Genomic DNA, 16,685 nt, shown 5'->3' with positions numbered 1-16,685 from the left:
CGACGGGCTCCCGCAGTGGGACGTTCGGGTCATGACGCAGCGTGCGAGCGGCGACGACGCCGTCGTGGTCGAGCACCTCCGGGTGGTGCGGGGTGGTCGCGAGGTGCTCCCTGACCTGTCGGTGCGGGTCCCGCACGGCCAGGTCGTCGGCCTGCTGGGACCCAGCGGTGGCGGCAAGTCGACCCTGATGCGCGCTGTCGTCGGGGTGCAGGTCGTCGAGAGCGGCAGCGTGTCGGTGCTGGGGGAGCCCGCCGGGTCGCCGAACCTGCGCAGGCGCGTCGCCTACGTGACCCAGGCGCCGAGCGTCTACGGCGACCTCACCGTCCGCGACAACGCGCGGTACTTCGCCCGCGTCCTCGGCGTCGACACCGCGGCGGCCGACCGGGCGGTGGAGGCGGTCGACCTCGTCAGCCACGCCGACGCGCGCGTCGAGAACCTCTCCGGCGGGCAGCGCTCTCGGGTCTCCCTCGCCTGCGCCCTCGTCGGCGACCCGGAGGTCCTCGTCCTCGACGAGCCGACCGTCGGCCTCGACCCCGTCCTGCGCCGCGACCTCTGGGCGATGTTCCGTCGGCTCGCCGAGGAGGACGGCCGCACCGTCTTCGTGTCGAGCCACGTCATGGACGAGGCGGTGCGTTGTGACCGGCTGCTCCTCCTGCGCGAGGGCCGCATCCTCAGCGACTCCACCCTTCCCGAGCTGCTCGAGCGCACGGGTGCCGCCGACGCCGAACAGGCCTTCCTGGCCCTCGTCGACGCCGAGAACGCCCGCACCGGCGGCGGAGGGGAGGCCGCGTGAACGCGCGCATCACGCTCGCCACCGCGGGCCGCATCCTCAAGCAGCTGCGCGGCGACCACCGCACGGTCGGCCTGATGGTCGTCGTGCCGTGCGTCCTGCTCGGTCTCCTCGCGTGGGTGTACTCCGACACCCCGGTGGTCTTCGACCGGATCGGGCCCTCGCTGCTCGGGGTCTTCCCGTTCGTCGTCATGTTCATCGTCACGAGCATCGCCACCCTGCGCGAGCGCACGTCAGGCACCCTCGAGCGGCTGCTCACCACCCCGCTCGGCAAGGGCGACCTCATGCTCGGCTACGCCCTGGCGTTCGGGGCGATGGCCGTGGTGCAGGCCCTGGTGGCCACCGCCTTCGCCGTGTGGGTCTGCGGCCTCGACATCGCCGGGCCCTTGTGGCTCCTCGTCGTCATCGCGCTGGCCGACGCCCTGCTCGGCACGGCGCTGGGCCTGCTCGCCAGCGGCTTCGCCCGCACCGAGTTCCAGGCCGTGCAGTTCATGCCCGCGTTCGTGCTCCCGCAGTTCCTCCTGTGTGGCCTGCTGCTGCCCCGCGACCAGATGCCGAGGGTGCTCGAGCTCGTGTCCGACGTGCTGCCGCTGTCGTACGCCGTCGACGCGATGCAGGACGTCACCTCGATCGCCGAGCCGCTCGGCGACGTCCTGCCGAGCCTGGGCGTCATCCTCGTGTGGGTCGTCCTCGCGCTCGGCCTGGGCAGCCTCACCCTGCGTCGCCGCACCCCCTGACCTTCGCGTTAGCCTGACGGACGTGGACCCCCGTGACCTGCTCCGCGGAGCGATGCTGCAGATCTCCGACTCCGACCTCGTGCGCAAGGCGGTCACCACCGCCCCCGTGAGCAGGTCGGTCGTCTCCCGCTACGTGGCCGGCGAGACCGTGCCCGAGGCCGTGAGGGTCGTCGGCGAGCTGCGCACCACCAACCGCCTGGCCACCGTCGACTACCTCGGTGAGGACGTCACCGACCGGGCGCAGGCCGAGCACACCCGCGACACCTACGTCGCCCTCCTCGACGCCCTGGCGCAGGCCGACCTCGCCGCCTACGGAGCCGCCGAGGTGAGCGTCAAGCTCAGCGCGGTCGGCCAGGCGATCCCCGGCGACGGTGACGCCATCGCCCTCGACAACGCCCGCGCCATCTGCGAGGCCGCGGCCCGGGTCGGCACCACGGTCACCCTCGACATGGAGGACCACACGACCACCGACCGCACCCTGGAGACGCTGCGCACGCTGCGCGCGGACTTCCCGTGGGTCGGGGCCGTGCTGCAGTCGTACCTGCACCGCACCGAGGCCGACTGCCGCGACCTCGCCACCGCCGGCAGCCGGGTGCGGCTGTGCAAGGGCGCCTACAAGGAGCCCGAGTCGGTGGCCTACCAGGACGGCGACGACGTCGACCTGTCGTACGTGCGCTGCCTCAAGGTCCTCATGGCCGGCGAGGGCTACCCGATGGTCGCCAGCCACGACCCGCGCCTCGTCGACATCGCCGGCGCGCTCGCCTCGCACCACGGCCGGGCGCCCGACACCTACGAGTTCCAGATGCTCGCGGGCGTGCGGCCCGCCGAGCAGACCCGCATCGCCGACCGCGGCCACCAGATGCGCGTCTACGTCCCGTTCGGAGAGGACTGGTACGGCTACCTCGTGCGCCGGATGGCCGAGCGCCCCGCGAACCTCCAGTTTTTCCTGCGCTCTCTCGCCACCCGCGGCTGACCCCACGCCGCGCTCCGTCCTCCGCTCCATCGCGCGCTACGGGGCAGTAAGTGCTGTGATCACGACACCTACTGCCCCGTAGCGCGGCATCGAGGGCGGGGGCGGAGCGCCGGGGCTGGAACTCGGGGGAGCCGGACGGCGCGACCCGGCATACTCACGGCCATGGGTACGGTCGCGATCTTCGGTGCCGGTGTCATGGGCGAGACGCTCCTGTCGGGTCTGCTGCGCTCGGGGCGCCCGGCCGACGAGCTCGTCATCACCGAGCGACGGGCCGACCGCGCCGCCGAGCTCACGCAGAAGTACGGGGTGCGCGTCCTCGAGAACACCGAGGCCGCCGAGCTCGCCGACACCCTCGTCCTCGTCGTCAAGCCGCAGGACATGGGCGGCCTGCTCACCGAGATTGCCCCGCACGTCGCCGACGGCAACCTCGTGGTCAGCCTCGCCGCCGGCATCACCACGGCCTTCCTCGAGTCGCACCTGCCCGAGGGCCGCGCCGTGGTCCGGGTCATGCCGAACACCCCCGCGCTCGTCGACCAGGGGATGGCTGCCATCAGCGCCGGTGCCCACTGCGACCCCCAGCACCTCAGCGAGGCCGAGGCCCTCCTCGCCGCCACGGGCAAGGTCGTCGAGGTCCCCGAGAAGCTCCAGGACGCCGTCACCGCCATCTCCGGCAGCGGGCCGGCGTACATCTTCTACGTCGTCGAGGCGATGATCGAGGCGGGCGTCGTCCTCGGGATGCCGCGCTCCACCGCCACCGAGCTCGTCGTCCAGACGCTCTACGGCGCCGCGACGATGATCAAGGAGACCGGCCAGCACCCCACGGTGCTGCGCGAGCAGGTCACGTCCCCCGGCGGCACGACCGCCGCCGCGCTGCGCACCCTCGACGACCACAAGGTGCGCGCCGCCTTCATCACGGCGATGGAGGCCGCGGCCAAGCGGTCCGCCGAGCTGGCCGGTGGCTGAGCGCACCCCGGCGCGCCTCGAGGTCGTCCGGGTCACCGACGACCTCTGGGCCACCTACCGCGACGTGCGCCTCGCCGCCCTCATCGACAGCCCGCGCGCCTTCTGGACGACCTACGCCGAGGCCGCCGGCCGCACCGAGGAGGAGTGGCGCCGCTTCCCCGGGCGGATCACCTCCTGGCTCGCCCTCGACGGCGACCGCCCCGCCGGCACCGTGGGCCTCTGGCACGGACCCGACCAGCCCGCCGACGAGGTCTTCCTCATCGGGATGTGGGTGCCCTCCTTCGCCCGCGGTTCCGGCGCCGCCGACCGGCTCGTCGAGGCCGCGCTCGACCACGCGCGCACCGAGGGATACCGCCGCGTCGTCCTCGACGTCGCCGACGAGAACGCCCGCGCCGCAGCGTTCTACGAGCGCCTGGGCTTCCGTGCCACCGGTGCCACGGGGGTCATGCCGTGGGACGAGAGCGTCACCGAGCGCGAGCTGGCGCTCGACCTCCCGGACCACTGACTGTTCACCCTCCCGGGTTGCCGGACCCTCGCGGTGTCATGGGAGAGTGAGGCATGGCTGAGATCGAGGTGCGCCCGCTGGGCGTCGACGAGTGGGAGCAGTACCGCTCCGTCCGTCTGACCGCCCTCCAGGAGTCACCCGACGCGTTCGTCGCGTCGCACGCGGAGGAGGAGGCCGAGACCGAGGAGTTCTGGAAGGCCCGGATGCAGCGCTCCGTGCGCCTGCTCGCCTCCCGCGAGGGTGCGCCGGTCGGCATCGCGAGCGTCGGCGTCGCCGGCGACGACCAGCCCGAGGCCGCCCAGCTCTTCGGCCTCTGGGTCACCCCCGAGGCCCGCGGCAGCGGCGTCGCCACCGCGCTGGTCAGCGCCGGGGCCCGCACGGCGGCGGAGGCGGGCAAGCACCACCTCCTGTACTGGGTGGGCACCGACAACGGCCGCGCCGTGGCGTTCGCGAGCGGGTTCGGCTTCCGTCCCACCGCCGAGCGCCGCCCGATGCGCGTGCGCTCCGAGGACGACGGCGAGGAGGAGACGGCGATGACGCTGCCCCTCCTCGGCGACCGCGGCGGCGTCGCCCCCTACTGAGCCGCCCCGAGGGCGCTCTGGACCGACCCGTCAGGGGCGGGCGGCGAGCCGCTCGATGAGGGTCGTGGGCCCGCTGACGATGAGGGTGTCGTGGGCCGACACCTTCGTGGACGGCACCGCGTAGGTGAAGTCCTCGCCGGGCGCCTTGACCCCGACGATGGTCACCCCGTACTTGCTGCGGATCGCGCTCTGCTCGAGCGTGAAGCCGATGGCCTCGGTCGGCGGGCGCATCTTGACGATGGCGAACCCGTCGTCGAACTCGATGTACTCCTGCATCCGGCCACCGAGCAGGTGGGCGACGCGGCGGCCGGTGTCGGCCTCGGGCCGCACGATGTGGTGGACCCCGATCCGCTCGAGGATGCGGGCGTGCTCGGGGGAGAGGGCCTTGCCCCAGATGTCGGGGATGCCCTGGTCGACGAGGTTGGCGCAGGCGAGCACCGACGCCTCCACCGAGGACCCGATGGCGACGACCGCCTTCTGGAACCGGGAGGCCTTGGCGTCGCGCATCACCTGGACGTCGCTGGCGTCGCCGTGGATGACGTGGCTGAGCCGGCCGAGGAACTTCTCGGCGAGGAAGCCGTCCTTCTCGATGGCGGTGACCTTGTGGTCGAGCCGGCGCAGCTCGAGGGCCGCGGCCGCGCCGAACCGGCCGAGCCCGACGACGAGGACGTCGTCGTCGTGGGAGCTGCTCCAGGCCATCGCGGTGCCTCCTCGCGTCAGGTGGGGTGGACGCCCAGCCTGCCACGCCGGGGGCGACGAGTAGCGTGCAGCCATGGCCCCGCGGACGAGTGTCGTGTGGGACGAGGTCTTCTGTGCGTACGACTTCGGTCCCACGCACCCGATGGGACCCGTGCGCCTCGACCTCACCACCCGCCTGGCGAAGGCGCTCGGTGTCCTCGACGGCGTCGACCTCGTCTCGCCGGGCGTCGCCACCGACGAGGTGCTCGCCACCGTGCACGACCCCGGCTACATCGAGGCCGTGCGCCGCGCCTCCCTCGACCCCGCGGCCGCCGACGCCAACCGCGGGCTGGGTACCGATGACGACCCCGCCTTCGCCGGGATGCACGAGGCGTCGGCGCGCATCGTCCAGGGCACCCTCGAGGTCTGCCAGAAGGTGTGGTCGGGGGAGGCCGAGCACGGCGTGAACTACTGCGGCGGGCTCCACCACGCGATGCGCACCCACGCCGCCGGGTTCTGCATCTACAACGACATCTCCGTGGGCATCCAGTGGCTGCTCGACCACGGCGCCGAGCGGGTGGCCTACGTCGACATCGACGTCCACCACGGCGACGGCGTCGAGCGGATGTTCTGGAACGACCCGCGCGTCCTCACCATCTCGCTGCACGAGTCCGGGCGGCACCTCTTCCCCGGCACCGGCTGGCCCGGCGACATCGGCGGCCCCGACGCGCGGGGCTCGGTGGCCAACGTGGCCCTGCCCCCGGGCACCGGCGACGCGGCCTGGCTGCGCGCCATCGACGCCGTCGTGCCCCCGCTCGTGCGGGCCTTCAAGCCCGAGGTCCTCGTGAGCCAGCACGGCTGCGACACCCACGTCCACGACCCGCTCGCGCACCTCGCCATCACCGTCGACGCCCAACGGCGGGCGCACGAGACGCTCCACGACCTCGCCCACGAGGTGGCCGACGGTCGCTGGGTGGCGCTCGGTGGGGGTGGCTACGAGCTCGTCGAGGTCGTGCCGCGATCGTGGACGCACCTCACCGCGATCGCCGCCCACACCCCCGTGCCCGTCGACACCGCCGTGCCGCAGGAGTGGCTCGACCACGTGCTGCGCACCTTCGGGCGCGAGGCCCCGGCCCGGATGGGTGACCTGCCCGCCGACCGCCTGCCGATCTGGGTCCAGCCGTGGACCATGGGGCACAACCCCGACCACCCGGTCGACCGCGCGGTCATGGCCACCCGCCAGGCCGTCTTCAGCCACCACGGCCTCGACGCGTACTTCGACTGACCGCGGGCTCCTCCGGCGGGAGGCCGTTCGGTGGGCCGGGGGAGGGGCCGTTCGGGCAGAGGTCGCGAACGTCGTTGGTATTGCTGCTGTTCAGCGCGGCGTGTCGGCTGGACAGCGCGGAGCAATGTCGTCCATTCCCTTCCCCAGTTGTCACAACTGCCCCTATGGTTGCGCTTGCACGACCCACAGGTCGCAGGCCGGGTGTACCGGCTCTGTGGGCGGGCAGAAGCACGAGGTCACGATGTCCACGGAGCGTCAGCTCGGCGAGGTGCGGTTCCTCACCGTCGCCGAGGTCGCCACGATCATGCGGGTCAGCAAGATGACCGTCTACCGCATGGTCCACGCCGGGGAGCTCCCGGCGATCCGCGTCGGTCGATCCTTCCGGGTCCCGGAGGACGAGGTGCACACCTACCTGCGCAGCTCGTTCGTCGACACCGCATGAACCACCGGCACCACGAATCGTCCCGAGGGGCGGCCCGCACGACGGGCCGCCCCTCGTGTCGATCGTGGTGCCCGACCGCCCTCCCACCGGCCCGTCCACCCGGACGCGGTTTGGGAGCCACGCACGGCTCCCGGTAGGGTGGGCCACCGCACTCCACGTACGTACCAGGCATGAGGTAACCCATGGGTTCTGTCATCAAGAAGCGCCGCAAGCGCATGGCGAAGAAGAAGCACCGCAAGCTCCTTCGCAAGACGCGCCACCAGCGTCGCAACAAGAAGTGACGCTGAGGCGTCGCTCCTAGCACTTCAGAGGTCCCCGCTCGTCGGGGGCCTTTGTCGTCTCCCGAGGATGTGGCGGGCGACGCGGTGTCCTGCCTGTGCCGCCGGCGGGGGCACTGGGTAGGGTCGGGTCGACGGTTCCCGCGGGTGAGGAGCAGGTGTGGCGTCCGTAGTGCTCGTGACCGGGGTCTCCCGGTACCTCGGCGGCCTGCTCGCGCGCCGCCTGAGCAAGGACCCCGGGATCTCGCGCGTCGTGGGGGTCGACGTCATCCCGCCGGCGCACGACATCGGCGGGGTCGAGTTCGTGCGGGCCGACATCCGCAACCCGATGATCGCCCGCGTCATCGAGAGCGCCGGCGTCGACACCGTCGTCCACATGAACGTCATCGCGACGCCCACCTTCGTCGGGGGCCGGACCCCGCAGAAGGAGATCAACGTCATCGGCACGATGCAGCTGCTCGCCGCGTGCCAGAAGTCGAGCACGGTCCGACGCCTCGTCGTGAAGTCGTCGGCGGCCGTCTACGGCTCAACCCCGCGCGACCCGGCCCTGTTCACCGAGGACATGAGCGCCAAGCGCGGCCCGTCCGGCGGGTTCGGCAAGGACAGCATCGAGGTCGAGGGGTACGTGCGCGGGTTCGCCCGCCGCCGCCCCGACACCGACATCCTCACGCTGCGGTTCGCCAACATCATCGGCCCGCGCATCCGCACCTCGATCACCGACTACTTCAACCTGCCGGTCATCCCCGCCCCGCTCGGCTTCGACGCCCGCATGCAGTTCATGCACGAGGACGACGCCATCGACGCCCTCGCGGCCGCCACCACCGGTGACGCCACCGGCGTGGTCAACCTCGCCGGCGACGGCGTCATCACCGTGCTCCAGGCCGCGGCCCTCGTCGGCCGCCCGGTGCTGCCGCTGCCCCTGCAGTCGGCGGGTCTCGTCGGGGGCGTGACCAAGCGGCTGCGCCTGGCCGACTTCTCCGCCGACCAGATGTCGTTCCTCGCCTACGGCCGTGGCCTCGACACCGCGCGGATGCGCGAGGTGCTCGGGTTCTCCCCCCACTGGACCTCGCGCGGGGCCTTCGAGGACTTCGCCCGCACCGTCGGACCGGCCGTGCCGGCCGCCGCCGCGGTCGGTGACCTCGTCAGCGGGGTCGCGGGCTCGGCCAGCCAGGCCCTCCTGCGCGCGCTCGGCACCGGGAGGGGTGCCTGATGGCCGCCCGCCCCGGAGCCCTCGCCGCCGGCGCCGCCCGTGCGTCGGGCGAGCGCGCCCGCCGCCGCTCCACCCCGCTCATCGGGGCCGACCCCGTGGTGCTCGCTCCCGAGACGGCCGCGCCCCCGGCCCCGAGCACGCGGGCGACGTCGACGACCGCGACGAAGGCCGTCACCGCGATGCCCGCCGCCGAGAAGCCGGCGGCGAAGAAGTCCGCACGCAAGACGTCCGCACGCAAGACGTCCGCACCCAAGAAGTCCGCGCCGAAGACGTCCGCCGCGACGACGTCCACGGCGAGGAAGACGGCCCCGAAGGCGTCGGCCCCGACCAGGCCCGCCACCACGAAGCCCGCCGCGAAGAAGTCGGCACCGAAGGCCTCGTCCTCCCGGCCGACGACCCCGACCGAGGCCGTTCCCCCGGCGGCGCCAAGCGCGCCCGAGGGCGTCGAGGTCACCCCGCTGCCCACCGCCCCCCAGCGGCGTCCGCACCGCCCGGCGCCCAAGGTCCGCTCGGCACCCTCGCGCGGCGCCTCCCGCCAGCAGGGTGAGCGCCGGGCCGGCCCGTCCCGTCCCGTCCGCACGAGCAGCCGCCCCGCGCCGGCCACGTCCGAGACCACCGTCGCCCCTGCCGCGCCCGCCGCGACCACCGAGGGTCTGGGCACCCGCCGACGTCCCCGCGTCGACCCGCGCACCAAGGCCGCCCGCGACTCCGCGCGCCCCCACCTGCGCATCGCCGAGCCGCCGCTCGACCCCACGGTCACCGAGGCCCCCTCGCGCACCGGCCTGCCGCTGCCCGACGTCGCCGACCTCCTCGAGGGCCTGGTGACGATGCTGCGCATCGCCGCCGACTCCGCCGGCATCGCGCCCGAGGACGTCGAGCGCCGCATCGCGCAGGTGCTCGCCTACGTCCGGCGCCGGGTCGACGGCGACTACCTCGTCGACGACTTCGGCTACGACGCCGACTTCACCGAGAACGTCTTCTACCCGATGCTGCGCCCCATCTACCGGCACTGGTTCCGGGTCGAGGTCCGCGGCATCGAGAACATCCCGGCCGAGGGCGGCGCGCTCGTGGTGTCCAACCACTCGGGCACGGTCGCCATCGACTCGCTCATGGTGCAGCTGGCCATCCACGACGAGCACCCGCAGCAGCGGGTCATGCGGGCCCTGGGCGCCGACCTCGTCTTCCAGACGCCGTTCCTCGGCACGGTCGCCCGCCGGTCCGGGTCCACCCTCGCCGCCAGCGAGGACGCCGAGCGGCTCTTCGACCGCGGCGAGCTCGTCGGCGTCTTCCCCGAGGGGTTCAAGGGCGTCGGCAAGCCGTTCCGCGAGCGCTACAAGCTGCAGCGGTTCGGTCGCGGGGGCTTCGTGGCGGCGGCGCTCTCGGCGCAGGTGCCGATCATCCCGTGCTCGGTCATCGGCGCCGAGGAGATCTTCCCGATCATCGGCAACATGGGTACCCTCGCCCGGGTGTTCGGCCTGCCCTACGCGCCGATCACGCCCACCTTCCCGCTGCTCGGACCGCTCGGGCTGATCCCGCTGCCGAGCAAGTGGGTCATCGAGTTCGGCGCGCCCATCCCCACCGACACCCACGGTCCGGGCGCCGCCGACGACCCCATGCTCGTCTTCGACCTCACCGACCAGGTCCGCGAGACCATCCAGCAGACGCTGTACACGCTGCTGATGCAGCGCCGCTCGGTCTTCTTCTGATGGAGCCCACCGTCCCCGCCGCGGCCCGCCCCGTGCGGGTGCTCCTCGTGGGGCGCGAGGGCTGCCACCTGTGCGACACCGCGCGCGCCACCATCGAGCGGGTGACCGCCGAGCTGGGCGTCGCGTACGAGGAGCGCTCCATCGACGAGGACCCCGAACTGCGCGAGGCGTACGCCGAGCAGATCCCGGTCACCTTCGTCGACGGGCGCCAGCACGACTACTGGCGGGTCGACGAGGCCCGGCTGCGCGCCGCCCTCGCCGTGCCCCCACCCGCCTGACACCGCGACCCGGGGAGTGGTCCGCGCTTTTAGCACATGGCCCGGGTGAGCCACCTCACGGGGTTCCACACGACTTTGTGCATGGCTTCACAAGACCGTAGGCTGGCGGTCTGACCCGCGCGTCGCGCCGCTGGGCGCGACTCGCCATGTCCAACCACGCGTCGCGGGCCCGCGAAAGGAGTCGGTGACCACCTGTGTCCACCGCAGCGACAGCCCGCCGGGGCATCCCGGAGGCCTCGGTGGCCCGTCTCCCCGGGTACCTGCGCGCCCTCACCGCCCTGGCGCGTGACGAGGTCGCCTCGGTGAGCTCCGAGGAGCTCGCCGCCGCCGCCGGCGTGAGCTCGGCGATGCTGCGCAAGGACCTCAGCCACCTCGGCTCCTACGGCGTGCGCGGGGTCGGCTACGACGTCGAGCACCTCGCCTCCGAGATCGCCGCCGTGCTCGGGCTGACCCAGGACTGGCCGGTCGCCATCATCGGGATGGGCAACCTCGGGCGCGCCCTCGCGGCCTACCGCGGGTTCGCCGAGCGCGGGTTCCGGGTCATCGCGCTGCTCGACCGCGACGCCAAGGTCGTCGGCGAGGAGGTCGCCGACCAGGTGGTCCGGCCGATGACCGACCTCGCGCGCCTCGTCGCGGACGACGGCCTGGCCGTGGGGGTCATCGCGACCCCGCCCGAGGGGGCCCAGCAGGCGTGCGACGAGCTCGTCTCCGCAGGCATCCGCTCCATCCTCAACTTCGCCCCCGGCGTGCTCACCGTGCCCGACGGCGTCACCGTGCGCACCGTCGACCTGTCCACCGAGCTGCAGATCCTGGCCTTCCACGGCCAGCGGGTCGCCGTCGCGGAGGCGGTGTCATGAGCCTCGTCGTCCTCGGCCTGTCGCACCACGGTGCGCCGCTGTCCCTCCTCGAGTCCGTCGCTCTCACGCCCGAGGCGCGCACCGCGCTCGAGCGCGAGGTGCTGCGCTCCGAGCACGTCAGCGAGGTCGTCGTCGTGTCGACCTGCAACCGCACCGAGGTCTACGCCGAGTGCCTGACCTTCCACGGGGCGCTCACCGACGTCACCGCCGCGCTCGCGGCCGCCTGCGCGGTCGACCGCGCCGACCTCCAGCCGCACCTGTACGTGCACTACGAGGAGCGGGGCATCGCCCACGTCTTCTCGGTGGCCGCCGGCCTGGACTCGATGGCGGTGGGTGAGGTCCAGATCCTCGGCCAGGTGCGCCGGTCGCTCGCCCGCGCGCAGCGCCACGGCCACGTCGGCCCCAACCTCAACGGCGTCCTCCAGCAGGCCCTGCGGGTCGCCAAGCGGGTGCACACCGAGACGGGCATCGACCTCGTCAGCGGCTCGCTGGTCCAGGCCGGCCTGGCCCGCGCCGAGGCCGCGCTCGGCCCGGTCTCGGGGCTGTCCGTCCTCGTCGTCGGCGCCGGCGGGATGGGGGCGCTCGCCGCCGCGACCGTCGCCCGCGAGGGTGCCCGCACCGTCGTCGTCGCCAACCGCAACCACGAGCGCGCCCGCTCGGTGGCCGAGCGCGTCGGGGGGTCGGCCCGTCCGCTCACCGAGCTGCGCGGCGCCCTCGCCGGCGCCGACGTCATCGTCTCGAGCACCGGAGCCCCGGGCCGGGTCGTCCTCCTCGACGACGTCACCGAGGCCCTCGGCGCGCGCGGCGGTCGCCCCCAGGTGTACGTCGACCTCGCCCTGCCGCACGACGTCGACCTCGCGGTCGGCGACCTGGCCGGGGTCACCCGCGTGGGGCTCGCCGAGCTCGGCGAGGACCTCGCCGCCGCCGACTCCGCGCCGCAGGTCGCCGACGCCACCGACCTCGTCACCGCGGAGGTCGCGGCCTTCATCCTCGCCCGGTCCGCCGAGGCCGTGGCGCCCACCGTCACCGCCCTGCGCACCCGCGCCGGCGAGCTCGTCGACGCCGAGCTCGCCCGCCTCGAGCGCCGCACCCCCGACCTCTCCGACACCGAGCGGGCCGAGGTCCGACGCGCCGTCGAGCGGGTCGTCGACAAGCTGCTCCACACCCCCACGGTCCGGGTCAAGGAGCTCGCCCAGGACGGCCAGGGCGGCAGCTACGCCCGCGCCCTGTCCGAGCTGTTCGACCTCGACCCGCGCGACGTCTCCGTGGTGTCGGTGCCCCCCACCATCCCGGGGGAGGAGGCATGAGCACCCTGCGCCTCGGGACCCGCCGGTCCGCGCTGGCCACCACCCAGTCGACCTGGGTGGCCGACCGCCTGCGCGCCCTCGGCCACGAGGTCGAGCTCGTCGAGGTGACCACCGAGGGCGACCGCGACCAGTCGACCCCGCTCGCCCAGCTGGGCGGCACGGGCGTGTTCGTCTCCGCGCTGCGCGAGGCCCTCGTCGACGGCCGGGTAGACCTCGCCGTGCACTCGCTCAAGGACCTGCCCACCGCGCCCGACGCCGCCACCGTGGTCGCCGCCGTGCCGGTGCGGGAGGACCCGCGCGACGCGCTCGTCGCCCGTGACGGCCTCACCCTCGGCGAGCTGCCCGTTGGCTCCACCGTCGGCACCGGCAGCCCGCGCCGCCGCGCCCAGCTGGCCGCCCTCGGCCTCGGCCTCGAGGTCGCCGACCTGCGCGGCAACGTCGACACCCGCCTGCGCGCCGTCTCCGAGGGCCGGCTCGACGCCGTCGTCCTCGCCGCCGCCGGCCTGCGTCGCCTCGGTCGCGCCGCCGAGGTCACCGAGCTGCTCGACCCCCTCCAGATGCTCCCGGCCCCCGGCCAGGGCGCCCTGGCCGTCGAGGTCCGCACCGACGACGCCGCCACGGCCGCTGTCGTGGCGGCCCTCGAGGACCCCGACACCCGCGCCTGCACCACCGCCGAGCGCACCCTCCTCGCCGTGCTCGAGGCGGGGTGCTCGGCCCCGGTCGGCGCCCTCGCCGAGGTCGTCGAGGGGATGGAGGGCCCCGAGCTGTCGCTGCGGGCCGTCGTCGCCGCCGCCGACGGGTCGGCCGACCTGCGCCGCTCGCTCGTCGGCGAGGTCGACGACCCCGCCGGCCTCGGACGGCGGCTCGCCCACCTCCTCCTCGAGGACGGCGCCGCCGACCTCATGCACGAACCACCAGCCTCGCCGGACCCCGTGTCCGGCGGCCCCGACCAGATGTCCACGACCGAGCCCCTCGTTACGGAGCGTGCCCCGTGAGCCCCACGCGCTCATCCAGCAAGTCCACCACCCGCATCCCCGCGCGGGTCGTCTTCGTCGGCGCCGGACCCGGCGACCCCGGCCTGCTCACCGTCAAGGCGGGCGAGCTGCTCGCCGCCGCGGACGCCGTCGTCATCGACCAGGTCGCCCGCGAGGCGGTCGTCGCGCGCTGGTGCGCCGAGGGTGTCGACGTCGTCGACGCCGGTCACGGCGACCACGGCGAGCGGCTGACCCAGGCGTCGCGCGCCAAGCTCGTCGTGCGCGCCGCGAAGGCCCACCCGAGCGGCCTCGTCGTGCGCCTCATGGACGGCGACCCGGCGGTCTTCAACGGCCTCGCCGAGGAGGCGCAGGCCTGCGTCAAGGCCGGCATCGCCGTCGAGGTCGTGCCGGGTGTCTCGTCCGTCACGGCCGTCCCGTCGTACGCGGGAATCCCGCTGACCTCGGCCGCGTCCACGGGCCTGCACGTCCTCGCCGCCGGCGGCAAGCTCGGCGACCTCGCCGCGGTCGTCGACCCCGCCGTCACCGTCGTCGTCCTCGGCCAGCCCGACAAGGCGGCCGCCACGCTCGAGGCCCTCGTCGCCGCGGGCCGCGACGCGTCCACCCCGGTCGCGGTCACCGAGCGCGGCACGAGCACCGAGCAGCGCACCACGGTGACGACCCTCGCCGAGGCCGGCACCGTGATGTCCGACGGGCGCTTCCCCGTCCTGGCCGTCGTGGGGTCCACTGTCACCATGCGCGAGACGCTGTCGTGGTTCGAGACCAAGCCGCTGTTCGGCTGGCAGGTCCTCGTCCCGCGGACCAAGGAGCAGTCCGGCTCGATGACGGCGCGCCTGGAGCACCACGGCGCCACCGCCTCGGTCGTCCCGACGATCTCGGTCGAGCCGCCGCGCACGCCGCAGCAGCTCGAGCGGGCCGTCAAGGGCATGGTCACCGGTCGCTACGAGTGGGTCGGCTTCACCTCGGTGAACGCCGTGCGCGCCATCCGCGAGAAGTTCGACGAGTTCGGCCTCGACGCCCGCTCGTTCGCCGGGCTCAAGGTCGCCGCCGTCGGTGGGGTCACCGCGCAGGCGCTGCGCGACTGGGGCATCAACCCCGACCTCGTGCCCGAGGGCGAGCAGTCGGCCAAGGGCCTGCTCGAGGAGTGGCCGCCCTACGACCAGGACCTCGACCCCATCAACCGCATCTTCCTGCCGCGCGCCGACATCGCCACCGAGACCCTCGTCGCGGGCCTGCAGGAGAACGGCTGGGAGGTCGACGACGTCACCGCCTACCGCACGGTGCGGGCCACCCCGCCGCCGGCACCGGTGCGCGACGCCATCAAGTCGGGCGCGTTCGACGCGGTGCTGTTCACCTCGTCCTCCACGGTGCGCAACCTCGTGGGCATCGCCGGCAAGCCGCACCCGACCACGGTCGTCGCGTGCATCGGCCCAGCCACGGCGAAGACCGCCGAGGAGCACGGCCTGCGGGTCGACGTCCTCGCGCCCGAGCCGACCGCCGAGGTCCTCGTCGACGCCCTCGCCGACCACGGCCGCTCGCTGGCCCTGGTCGCCCAGGAGGCGGGGGAGGACGTGCTGCGTCCGAGCCAGCGCCGTCCCGGGGCCCGGCGCCGGGCCACCTGAGCGCCATGGGCTTCCCCGACGTCCGGCCCCGCCGCCTGCGCCGCACCCCGGCGCTGCGGCGGATGGTCGCCGAGACCCGGCTGCACCCGGCCGAGCTCGTGCTGCCCGTCTTCGTTCGAGAGGGCCTGGACGCCCCGCAGCCGATCGGGTCGATGCCGGGCGTCGTCCAGCACACGCTCGACACCCTCGTCGAGGAGGGGCGGCGCTGCGTCGACGCCGGCCTCGGCGGGATCATGGTGTTCGGTGTGCCGTCGTCGAAGGACGGCCGGGGTTCCGGGGCCGACGACCCGGGCGGCATCCTCAACGTCGCGCTGGCGCGGCTGCACGAGGCCGTGGGTGACGACCTCGTCGTCATGTCGGACCTCTGCCTCGACGAGTTCACCGACCACGGCCACTGCGGCGTCCTCGGCGCCGACGGCTCGGTCGACAACGACGCCACCCTCGACCGGTACGCCTCGATGGCGCTGGCCCAGGCCGCGACCGGCGCGCCCGTCCTCGGCCTGTCCGGGATGATGGACGGCCAGGTCGGGTACGTGCGCGGGGCGCTCGACGCCGCCGGGTACACCGACACGGTGATCCTCGCCTACGCGGCCAAGTACACCTCGGGCCTGTACGGGCCGTTCCGCGAGGCCGTGAACTCCTCGCTCGTCGGCGACCGCGCGACCTACCAGCAGGACCCGGCGAACGCCACCGAGGCGCTGCGCGAGCTCGAGCTCGACATCGCCGAGGGCGCCGACGTCGTCATGGTCAAGCCCGCCGGGCCGCACCTCGACATCATCGCCGCGGCTGCCGCCATGTCGCCGGTTCCCGTTGCGGCGTACCAGATCTCGGGCGAGTACGCCCAGATCGAGGCCGCTGCCGAGCGTGGCTGGATCGACCGCGAGCGGGTCGTGATGGAGTCGCTGCTCCACATCCGCCGGGCCGGGGCGCAGGTCATCCTCAGCTACCACGCCCTCGAGGCCGCGGCCCGCCTCTGACGCCTCGGTGGCCCAGGTGGTCAGCGCGGGGTGAGGAGGGCGAGCGGCATCGTCCGCCCGGACTTCTTCTCGTAGGCGCCGAAGCCGGCGTTCTCGGAGAGGACCTGGGCGAAGGCGGCGTCGCGCTCGGCGCCCTCGAGGACGCGGACCGCGACGTCGTACCGCCGGTCGCCCAGCTGGACCACGGCCGAGTCGGTGGCCCGCAGGTTCTTGAACCACTGCGGGTCGTCCGGGAGCCCGGCCGCGCTGCCGACGACGACGTAGCCCCCGTCGCGCTCGAAGTAGCCCACGGGACAGGTGAACTCGCGCCCGCTCGTGCGGCCCTTCACCGTGAGGAGGAGGACCGGCGTGCCGCCCCGGCCGGTGCCGCCGAGACGGCCCTTGCTCGTGCGGTAGACCCAGGAGCCGACGGTGTTGCCGACCCGCATCATGGTTCGCATCGCGGAGCTCATCGGGGTGCCTCCTGCTCGGTGGACCTCCTCCCGATGGTAGGCCGCTCGCCGC

At 73.9% G+C, this 16,685-nt stretch carries 19 protein-coding genes; 17 read left to right on the top strand and 2 right to left on the bottom strand.

Annotated features, from left to right (window positions below; genetic code table 11):
* Positions 1-31: 31 nt before the first annotated feature.
* The 6 genes from ACFLFB_RS16260 (at position 32) to ACFLFB_RS16235 (ending at position 4,549) form a co-directional block, all read left to right on the top strand.
* Positions 32-793, top strand: coding sequence for an ABC transporter ATP-binding protein (locus ACFLFB_RS16260; RefSeq protein WP_392543210.1), 762 nt, complete (start codon positions 32-34; stop codon positions 791-793).
* On the top strand, positions 790-1,527 hold the full coding sequence (locus ACFLFB_RS16255; protein ID WP_392543209.1) for an ABC transporter permease: 738 nt from the start codon (positions 790-792) through the stop codon (positions 1,525-1,527). Before ACFLFB_RS16260 ends, ACFLFB_RS16255 begins: the two co-directional genes overlap by 4 nt.
* Before the next feature lie 22 nt (positions 1,528-1,549).
* Positions 1,550-2,500, top strand: coding sequence for a proline dehydrogenase family protein (locus ACFLFB_RS16250; RefSeq protein WP_392543208.1), 951 nt, complete (start codon positions 1,550-1,552; stop codon positions 2,498-2,500).
* Positions 2,501-2,662: 162 nt separating this feature from the next.
* Positions 2,663-3,463 (top strand): pyrroline-5-carboxylate reductase, encoded by an 801-nt coding sequence (gene proC / locus ACFLFB_RS16245; protein ID WP_392543207.1) that lies wholly within the window; start codon positions 2,663-2,665, stop codon positions 3,461-3,463.
* Positions 3,456-3,968, top strand: coding sequence for a GNAT family N-acetyltransferase (locus ACFLFB_RS16240; RefSeq protein WP_392543206.1), 513 nt, complete (start codon positions 3,456-3,458; stop codon positions 3,966-3,968). Before proC ends, ACFLFB_RS16240 begins: the two co-directional genes overlap by 8 nt.
* Positions 3,969-4,021: 53 nt before the next feature.
* Positions 4,022-4,549 carry a GNAT family N-acetyltransferase gene (locus ACFLFB_RS16235; protein ID WP_392543205.1) on the top strand — a complete coding sequence of 176 codons (528 nt, stop codon included), beginning with the start codon at positions 4,022-4,024 and terminating at the stop codon, positions 4,547-4,549.
* Positions 4,550-4,579: 30 nt separating this feature from the next.
* Here the strand turns inward: ACFLFB_RS16235 and ACFLFB_RS16230 are convergent, their stop codons facing one another.
* Positions 4,580-5,248: a potassium channel family protein gene (locus ACFLFB_RS16230; RefSeq protein ID WP_392543204.1), complete on the bottom strand. Its 669-nt coding sequence runs from the start codon at positions 5,246-5,248 to the stop codon at positions 4,580-4,582.
* A gap of 73 nt (positions 5,249-5,321) precedes the next feature.
* Between ACFLFB_RS16230 and ACFLFB_RS16225 the strand changes: the two genes are divergently transcribed.
* From ACFLFB_RS16225 to hemB, 11 genes are all read left to right on the top strand, one after another.
* Entirely contained in the window at positions 5,322-6,512 is a 1,191-nt protein-coding gene (locus tag ACFLFB_RS16225) for an acetoin utilization protein AcuC (RefSeq protein ID WP_392543203.1), read from the top strand.
* A gap of 241 nt (positions 6,513-6,753) precedes the next feature.
* Positions 6,754-6,954, top strand: a complete 201-nt coding sequence (locus tag ACFLFB_RS16220; RefSeq protein ID WP_166102834.1) for a helix-turn-helix domain-containing protein — start codon at positions 6,754-6,756, stop codon at positions 6,952-6,954.
* 182 nt (positions 6,955-7,136) lie between these two features.
* Positions 7,137-7,235 (top strand): 30S ribosomal protein bS22, encoded by a 99-nt coding sequence (locus ACFLFB_RS16215; RefSeq protein WP_003792170.1) that lies wholly within the window; start codon positions 7,137-7,139, stop codon positions 7,233-7,235.
* 157 nt (positions 7,236-7,392) lie between these two features.
* Positions 7,393-8,442, top strand: coding sequence for an NAD-dependent epimerase/dehydratase family protein (locus ACFLFB_RS16210; RefSeq protein WP_392543202.1), 1,050 nt, complete (start codon positions 7,393-7,395; stop codon positions 8,440-8,442).
* Positions 8,442-10,148 carry a 1-acyl-sn-glycerol-3-phosphate acyltransferase gene (locus tag ACFLFB_RS16205; protein WP_392543201.1) on the top strand — a complete coding sequence of 569 codons (1,707 nt, stop codon included), beginning with the start codon at positions 8,442-8,444 and terminating at the stop codon, positions 10,146-10,148. Before ACFLFB_RS16210 ends, ACFLFB_RS16205 begins: the two co-directional genes overlap by 1 nt.
* The gene (locus ACFLFB_RS16200) at positions 10,148-10,426 is read left to right on the top strand and encodes a glutaredoxin family protein (protein WP_392543200.1); all 279 of its coding nucleotides are present in this window, start codon (positions 10,148-10,150) and stop codon (positions 10,424-10,426) included. The genes ACFLFB_RS16205 and ACFLFB_RS16200 overlap by 1 nt, the downstream gene beginning before the upstream one ends.
* A 194-nt stretch (positions 10,427-10,620) precedes the next feature.
* The gene (locus tag ACFLFB_RS16195) at positions 10,621-11,283 is read left to right on the top strand and encodes a redox-sensing transcriptional repressor Rex (protein WP_392543199.1); all 663 of its coding nucleotides are present in this window, start codon (positions 10,621-10,623) and stop codon (positions 11,281-11,283) included.
* The gene (locus tag ACFLFB_RS16190) at positions 11,280-12,590 is read left to right on the top strand and encodes a glutamyl-tRNA reductase (RefSeq protein ID WP_392543198.1); all 1,311 of its coding nucleotides are present in this window, start codon (positions 11,280-11,282) and stop codon (positions 12,588-12,590) included. The genes ACFLFB_RS16195 and ACFLFB_RS16190 overlap by 4 nt, the downstream gene beginning before the upstream one ends.
* Positions 12,587-13,585 carry a hydroxymethylbilane synthase gene (gene hemC / locus ACFLFB_RS16185; protein WP_392543197.1) on the top strand — a complete coding sequence of 333 codons (999 nt, stop codon included), beginning with the start codon at positions 12,587-12,589 and terminating at the stop codon, positions 13,583-13,585. The genes ACFLFB_RS16190 and hemC overlap by 4 nt, the downstream gene beginning before the upstream one ends.
* Positions 13,582-15,204 carry a uroporphyrinogen-III synthase gene (locus ACFLFB_RS16180; RefSeq protein WP_392543196.1) on the top strand — a complete coding sequence of 541 codons (1,623 nt, stop codon included), beginning with the start codon at positions 13,582-13,584 and terminating at the stop codon, positions 15,202-15,204. Before hemC ends, ACFLFB_RS16180 begins: the two co-directional genes overlap by 4 nt.
* Positions 15,205-15,209: 5 nt before the next feature.
* Positions 15,210-16,181 (top strand): porphobilinogen synthase, encoded by a 972-nt coding sequence (hemB, locus tag ACFLFB_RS16175; RefSeq protein WP_392543195.1) that lies wholly within the window; start codon positions 15,210-15,212, stop codon positions 16,179-16,181.
* A gap of 20 nt (positions 16,182-16,201) precedes the next feature.
* Here hemB and ACFLFB_RS16170 read toward each other — a convergent pair whose 3' ends face one another.
* Positions 16,202-16,633 (bottom strand): nitroreductase/quinone reductase family protein, encoded by a 432-nt coding sequence (locus tag ACFLFB_RS16170; RefSeq protein ID WP_392543194.1) that lies wholly within the window; start codon positions 16,631-16,633, stop codon positions 16,202-16,204.
* Between the last annotated feature and the right edge of the window lie 52 nt (positions 16,634-16,685).

Origin of the sequence: Oryzobacter telluris, assembly GCF_043099285.1 — a bacterium.
GTDB lineage: Bacteria > Actinomycetota > Actinomycetes > Actinomycetales > Dermatophilaceae > Oryzobacter > Oryzobacter telluris.
Note: the sequence above shows the minus strand (reverse complement) of the source record. Positions and strands in the feature narration are given on the sequence as shown.